7 protein-coding genes are annotated in these 6,236 nt (G+C 58.2%); 5 read left to right on the top strand and 2 right to left on the bottom strand.

What is annotated here, in order from left to right; all coding sequences use genetic code 11:
- The first annotated feature begins 144 nt into the window (after positions 1 to 144).
- Positions 145 to 522: a hypothetical protein gene (locus ACIOWE_RS27930; RefSeq protein ID WP_401398082.1), complete on the top strand. Its 378-nt coding sequence runs from the start codon at positions 145 to 147 to the stop codon at positions 520 to 522.
- A 108-nt stretch (positions 523 to 630) separates the two neighbouring features.
- Here the strand turns inward: ACIOWE_RS27930 and ubiA are convergent, their stop codons facing one another.
- Both ubiA and ACIOWE_RS27920 read right to left on the bottom strand, forming a co-directional pair.
- Positions 631 to 1,521: a 4-hydroxybenzoate octaprenyltransferase gene (gene ubiA, locus ACIOWE_RS27925; RefSeq protein WP_401398080.1), complete on the bottom strand. Its 891-nt coding sequence runs from the start codon at positions 1,519 to 1,521 to the stop codon at positions 631 to 633.
- Entirely contained in the window at positions 1,521 to 2,081 is a 561-nt protein-coding gene (locus tag ACIOWE_RS27920; protein ID WP_401398078.1) for a chorismate--pyruvate lyase family protein, read from the bottom strand. The genes ubiA and ACIOWE_RS27920 overlap by 1 nt, the downstream gene beginning before the upstream one ends.
- Before the next feature lie 201 nt (positions 2,082 to 2,282).
- Between ACIOWE_RS27920 and ACIOWE_RS27915 the strand changes: the two genes are divergently transcribed.
- The 4 genes from ACIOWE_RS27915 to tssA all read left to right on the top strand — a co-directional run.
- The gene (locus ACIOWE_RS27915) at positions 2,283 to 2,450 is read left to right on the top strand and encodes a rubredoxin (protein ID WP_007954349.1); all 168 of its coding nucleotides are present in this window, start codon (positions 2,283 to 2,285) and stop codon (positions 2,448 to 2,450) included.
- A 21-nt stretch (positions 2,451 to 2,471) separates the two neighbouring features.
- Positions 2,472 to 3,620, top strand: a complete 1,149-nt coding sequence (locus tag ACIOWE_RS27910) for an NAD(P)/FAD-dependent oxidoreductase (protein ID WP_401398076.1) — start codon at positions 2,472 to 2,474, stop codon at positions 3,618 to 3,620.
- A gap of 190 nt (positions 3,621 to 3,810) precedes the next feature.
- A complete protein-coding gene (locus ACIOWE_RS27905; protein ID WP_003213368.1) occupies positions 3,811 to 4,086 on the top strand; it encodes an HU family DNA-binding protein in 276 nt (91 codons plus the stop codon).
- 652 nt (positions 4,087 to 4,738) lie between these two features.
- A partial coding sequence (gene tssA, locus ACIOWE_RS27900) for a type VI secretion system protein TssA (RefSeq protein ID WP_401398074.1) occupies positions 4,739 to 6,236 on the top strand: 1,498 nt, incomplete at its 3' end.

Genomic DNA, 6,236 nt, shown 5'->3' with positions numbered 1-6,236 from the left:
AAATATACTCAATAAAATATCTACATCAGAAAAAGAAAAAGGAAATATTTCAGTAGAGTTAAATAATTTTAGTAATTAGTCGATTGTGCAAATCCTGAACTAAGCTCTAAGTCCGAATCCTGACAACCACAAAAGAAGGTTTCCATGACTCAAATGACTGTTTCTTTCAAAGCACTGTTGCTTGCCGCTGCCGTAGCATTGCCCTCAATGGCGTTCGCCGCTGATCCGGTCATGATGAAAGACGGCATGATGACCGACCACAAAGGCATGACTGTGTACACCTTTGACAAGGACACTAGCGGCAAGTCGATGTGCAACGGCGATTGCGCGAAAAACTGGCCGCCGATGATGGCGCCGGCGGGTGCCAAGGCAGAAGGCAAATTCACCCCCATCAAGCGTGATGACGGCATGATGCAATGGGCATATGACGGCAAGCCGCTATACACCTACAAAATGGATGCAAAACCAGGCGACATGAAAGGTGAAGGGTTCAAGGACATGTGGCACATGCCTAAACACTGATCCCGCCCCTGTAGGAGTGCGCCTGCTCGCGATGGCGATTTGTCAGCCAATATTGTCTTCCACTGACACACCGCTATCGCGAGCAGGCTCACTCCTACAGATGTGTGTTCAGCGCAACGCGTAATCCAGCACGATCCCGACAAAAATCGCCAGCCCGGCCCAATGGTTGTGCAAAAACGCCTTGAAACAGCGCATCCGGTCGCGGTCCCGCGTGTACCAGAACTCCCACGCATAGCAGCCGGCAGCCACCAGCAAGCCGAGGTGGAACCAGACTCCCAATTCGAATTTTGACCCCGCCAGCAACAGGCAGCCCAACGACAGTGCCTGCAAGCTCAGGATGATCACCCGGTCCGCCTCGCCAAACAGAATCGCCGTGGATTTCACGCCGATCTTCAAGTCGTCGTCCCGATCGGTCATCGCGTAATAAGTGTCGTAACCCACCGTCCACAACAGGTTGGCAATCCACAACAGCCACGCGGCTGCCGGCAGTTCACCGGTCTCGGCAGTGAACGCCATCGGCATCCCCCAAGAGAATGCGGCGCCCAACACCACCTGCGGGTAATAGGTGTAGCGCTTCATGAATGGATAGGTGAACGCCAGTGCCAGACCGCCCAGCGACAGCCAGATCGTCGGCGCATTGGTGCACAGCACCAGCAGAAAACTTACGCCCATCAGCAGCGCAAAGAACACCAAGGCTTCTTTCGAGCTGATCTTGCCGCTGGCCAGTGGTCGTTGCGCGGTGCGTTTGACGTGACCGTCGACCTTGCGATCAGCCCAGTCATTGATCACGCAGCCACCGGCGCGGGTCAGCACCACGCCGAGGACGAAAATCACCACGTTGGCCAGCGACGGCGAGCCTTTACCGGCAATCCACAGTGCCCACAGCGTCGGCCACAGCAGCAGATAGATACCGATCGGCTTGTCCATGCGCGTCAACTGAATGAAATCCCAGGCGCGCGGATTCAAACGGTTCAGGGACTTGAGCAGGCGCTGATACATCAGTTGTTCTCCGGATGGGCGCGGACGGCATCCCACAGACTCGGCAGGAAGATTTCGGCGACCAGCACACTCAGCGCGCCACGGTCGAAGCGCGAGCGCCGGCCCCACAGCTCAGGCGCTTTCACGTCTGGCGGCAAGCATTGCTCGGGGTAGTGACAAACTTCGATGGCGCGGCGCTGAAAGGCGTGATCGCAAAACAGCAATTCGCCCAACGAGCGGCTGCCCAATTCGTCCATGTGCAAACCGTCGCCTTGCAGGGCTGCGCGCGAGGCAACGCTGCGAGCAAATACCCAAGCCTCGCCGTGCCCGCGCAAATACACCTCACGCACCCAGCCTTCGCTGCCTTCGGGCAGATCCAGCGCCGTGCATTCGTCGGCGCGCAGGGTGTCCCAGCCTTCAAACAATGGCGTAACGCTGAAGCCATCGTTGGACAGGCGCGTCAGTCGGCGGGTCAGTGAGCCTTCGTCGAACAGCCAGTCGAGGGTCAAGGGATCGGGGAGGGGCGTCAGTTGGCTTTGAGTCAGCCAGAGCGGGGCCGGGCAGGGATTTGTCTGTTGCACAATGAGTCATTATTGGCCGCAAATGAGGCGGCGAGCTTAACATGGCCGTCCGCGATATTGATTGATCCGGGTCGCCGTTGCGCCGAACAGGCTTGCATCTGCCCGGTTCGATCAGTACAAAACGCGCTGAGCCGGACGGCAGCGCAACACCCATCGACCGTCCGTGCCGGCAATAAGCCTGAGCCCTGAGGAAGTACCTGAATGAAAAAGTGGCAATGTGTGGTCTGCGGCCTGATCTATAACGAAGCCGACGGCTGGCCGGATGACGGTATTGCGCCGGGCACCCTGTGGCAGGACGTGCCGGAAGATTGGCTGTGCCCCGACTGCGGCGTCGGCAAGATGGACTTCGAAATGATCGAAATCAACTAAGTAAATCGAAAGGAGTAAGGCATGAACGCACCTGTCGTAATCGTCGGCACCGGGCTTGCGGGCTACAACCTGGCCCGGGAGTTTCGCAAACTCGATAGCGAAACCCCGCTGCTGCTGATTACCGCCGATGACGGCCGCTCTTACTCCAAGCCGATGCTCTCCACCGGTTTCGGCAAAAACAAGGACGCCGATGGCCTGAGCATGGCCGAACCGGGCGCCATGGCCGAGCAATTGAAAGCCGAAGTGCGCACCCACACGCGCATCAGCGGCATCGACGCCGGTCACAAGCGCCTGTGGATCGGCGAAGAAGCGGTCTCCTACCGCGACCTGATCCTCGCTTGGGGCGCGGAAACCGTCCGTGTGCCGATTGAAGGCGACGGCGCGGAGCTGGTGTTCCCGATCAATGATCTCGAAGACTACGCACGTTTTCGCGCAGCGGCGGCCGGCAAGCGTCGAGTGCTGCTGCTCGGTGCCGGATTGATCGGCTGCGAATTCGCCAACGACCTGATCCTCGGCGGCTACGAGGTGCAACTGGTTGCACCGTGCGAACAAGTCATGCCGATGCTGTTGCATCCCGCTGCGGCGGCAGCGGTGCAGGCCGGACTGGAAAGCCTGGGCGCGAAATTCCACCTCGGCCCGGTGCTGACCCGTTTGCAGAAGGTCGCCGACGGTCTCGAAGCGCATCTGTCCGACGGCCAGGTCATCGCCTGCGATGTCGTGGTCTCGGCCATCGGCCTGCGCCCACGCATCGATCTGGCGGCGGCTGCCGGCGTGCTGGTCAATCGCGGCGTCGTGGTTGATCGGCATCTGAAGACGTCCCACGCCAACATCTATGCCTTGGGCGATTGCGCCGAGGTCGATGGGCTGAATCTTTTGTACGTCATGCCCCTCATGAGCTGTGCGCGAGCGCTTGCACAAACTCTGGCGGGAAACCCGACGGCGGTGACCTACGGCCCGATGCCGATCACCGTGAAAACCCCGGTGTGCCCACTGGTGGTTTCGCCGCCACCACGCGGTAGCGAAGGCGTCTGGACCGTTGACGGGCAGGGCGCCGACATCAAGGCCCTGTGCCACAGGGCCGACGGTCAGTTGCTCGGTTATGCGCTGACCGGCGCGGCGGTCATGGAAAAACTCGCACTGAACAAACAGCTTCCGCCCCTGCTGGCGTAAATACTGGTCGTTCTGTCGGAATCACCCCGCTTTTGCCCCTACAAAGGTCGCCGGGAGACTGGCGCCGCCCGTATCCGCGTGCCATTCTCACTCCCGTCTGCCGCAGAGTAGAGCCTGCGGCGCCTTGGGCGCTGTTCCAACGAGAACAGCACGGACATAACAACAAAAAACCGTCAAAGGGGCTTCACTAATGCGTAAACCAGAACTCGCCGCTGCAATCGCTGAAAAAGCAGATCTGACCAAAGAACAGGCCAACCGCGTACTCAACGCCGTCCTCGAAGAAATCACCGGCGCTCTGCACCGCAAGGACAGCGTTACGCTCGTAGGCTTCGGCACCTTCCTGCAACGCCACCGCGGCGCCCGCACCGGCAAAAACCCGCAAACCGGTGAACCGGTGAAAATCAAGGCCAGCAACACCGTTGCGTTCAAGCCAGGCAAATCGTTGAAAGACAGCGTCAACCCTTAATTGCGGCGAACTCCCTGAATAATGGGGAGAACCGTAAGAAAAAATGGGCACATCGATTGCGGTCGAGTGCCCATTTTTTGTGGCTGGTGATTTATTCAGACATACAGTTCGGGTCTAAACGTTAGTACCTATTCGGTATTCGTTTCATTTGATAGCTATCGTCCCTCCTAAATAATGAAGGCAGTCTCTATATATAGAGGCCATCAAAATGATGGCACTTTTTTAATTGTCCGTTGTCTCACTGCGTTTTGTTGAATCAATACCAAGGTCTTTCGGAATAATCCTACATTCAGTTTTTTCAAAACTTGTCATGCTCTGCGCCATTCCGCTACGGCCCTTTTTACGTGGTGAGGGGGATCTGGAACGAGCGCTCTAAATCAAGGTTTTCAGGTTGTCTCTGCGCGTGACTGAGTAAAAAGAACGTGTCAGGGATTCCCTGACTGAATATAGGGAAACCTCCTACAACAATTAAAGAACACTTCGTCTTGTTGTTTAACCAGATGCTTGCTAGTGGCCATCATAGTGATTACGATGCGCCCACTTGAAAGAGCACACACTCAATTGGATGAGTCGCGTCACTGCTCTTCGATACTGTCCCGCGCCGCCGCAACTCCAATAGGCGCATGACCGTAATCCTAATTAAAGGCCATGGATGTCCTACTCAAGCAAACTTTCCGCCCATTACCTCGAACTCGCAAAAGTCTCTGTTTCCAAAGAGAATTTCGCGGGTGAAGACGTTCGTTTTTCGAGCGAATTCGAGGCGCTGGAAAGCGAGCTGGCCAAAGCCTCTTCGATGCATGAAAGCGGGCAGATCGACTGGCTGAAAATTCGCGAAAACAGCGAAAACCTCCTGCGTACCCAATCCAAGGATCTGCGTGTCGGTGCCTGGCTGACCTGGTCGCTGTACCAGCGTGAGTCCTTCCCCGGGCTGCTGGCCGGTCTCGGTTTGCTGCACCATCTGTCGGAAAACAACTGGGCCGACGTCCACCCGCTCAAACCCCGCACCCGTGCCGCCGCGATTGGCTGGCTGGTGCCGCGTCTTGAGCAGGTCATCACCGAAAACATCGCGATCAAAGAGCAGTTGCCGATGTTCCGGCAGCTCTCCGAACACCTGTCCGGCCTCGAGGCCGCGTGTGCTGAGCACCTGGGTGATGATTCGCCGCTGTTGCTGCCGATCTCCCGTCGCCTGAAAACCATGATCCAGCGCGCGGCCGACAACCAGCCGGCCCCCGGTGTCGTGGGCGCGGCGGTTGCGCAGGTCAAGCAGGCCGCCAGCCAGTTGCTCGCCCCCGGCGCACCGATCGACAACGAAAGAGACGCGCACAAAGCGCTGCGTGCCCAGCAGGAAAGCGCCCGCCCGTTGTGCGCCTGGTGGCTCAAGCAGAAAGCCACCGACCTGCGTGCCCTGCGTCTGAATCGTACGCTGCTGTGGATGACCATCGATGCGGTGCCCGAGCGCAACGCCGAACAGATCACCGTGTTGCGTGGCTTGCCGGTCGACAAGCTCAAGCAATATCAGGATCGCTTCGATCAGGGTAAGTACGCGGATTTGCTGGTGGAACTGGAGGCGAGCCTGGCGAAGGCACCGTTCTGGTTCGATGGCCAGAGGATGGTCTGGGAATGTCTCCAGAACCTCAACGCCGAGTTGGCAATGCGCGAAGTGGAAATCCACTTCGCGCTTTTGGTTCAGCGTCTGCCTGGCATTGTCGAGTTGCGTTTTCACGACGGCGCGCCATTTGCCGACCCGGTCACCCGGGCGTGGATCGCTGCCAATGTCATGCCGCATCTGCAAAGCGCGAGTGCGCCGCGCAAGGTCGAAAACGACAACGTCGAAACCCAGCCCGCCTGGGAAAAAGCCCTCGAAGAAGTCCTGCCGATTCTGCGCAAGGAAGGCCTCAAGCCTGCCGTGCAGATCCTCAAGCAAGGGTTGCAATCGGCCCACGGCGGGCGCGAGCGTTTCTTCTGGCAGTTCGCCCTCGCCCGGCTGTGTTTCATGGCCAAGAAGTACGAACTGGCCAAGAACCAGCTCGAAACCCTCGATCAGACATTACAGGACTCAGGCCTGCACGCCTGGGAGCCCGATCTTGCATTGGAAGTGCTGCACCTGCTGCACAGTTGCTGCGAGTTGTTGCCGCAGAACCATGCAGTGC

This window comes from Pseudomonas sp. NPDC087598, assembly GCF_044743525.1.
Taxonomy (GTDB): Bacteria; Pseudomonadota; Gammaproteobacteria; order Pseudomonadales; family Pseudomonadaceae; genus Aquipseudomonas.
Note: the sequence above shows the minus strand (reverse complement) of the source record. Positions and strands in the feature narration are given on the sequence as shown.

Coding starts and splice junctions, on each gene's coding strand:
- ACIOWE_RS27930 (WP_401398082.1), top strand. CDS start 145: ATGACTCAAATGACTGTTTCTTTCAAAGCACTGTTGCTTGCCGCTGCC.
- ubiA (WP_401398080.1), bottom strand. CDS start 1,521: ATGTATCAGCGCCTGCTCAAGTCCCTGAACCGTTTGAATCCGCGCGCC.
- ACIOWE_RS27915 (WP_007954349.1), top strand. CDS start 2,283: ATGAAAAAGTGGCAATGTGTGGTCTGCGGCCTGATCTATAACGAAGCC.
- ACIOWE_RS27910 (WP_401398076.1), top strand. CDS start 2,472: ATGAACGCACCTGTCGTAATCGTCGGCACCGGGCTTGCGGGCTACAAC.
- ACIOWE_RS27905 (WP_003213368.1), top strand. CDS start 3,811: ATGCGTAAACCAGAACTCGCCGCTGCAATCGCTGAAAAAGCAGATCTG.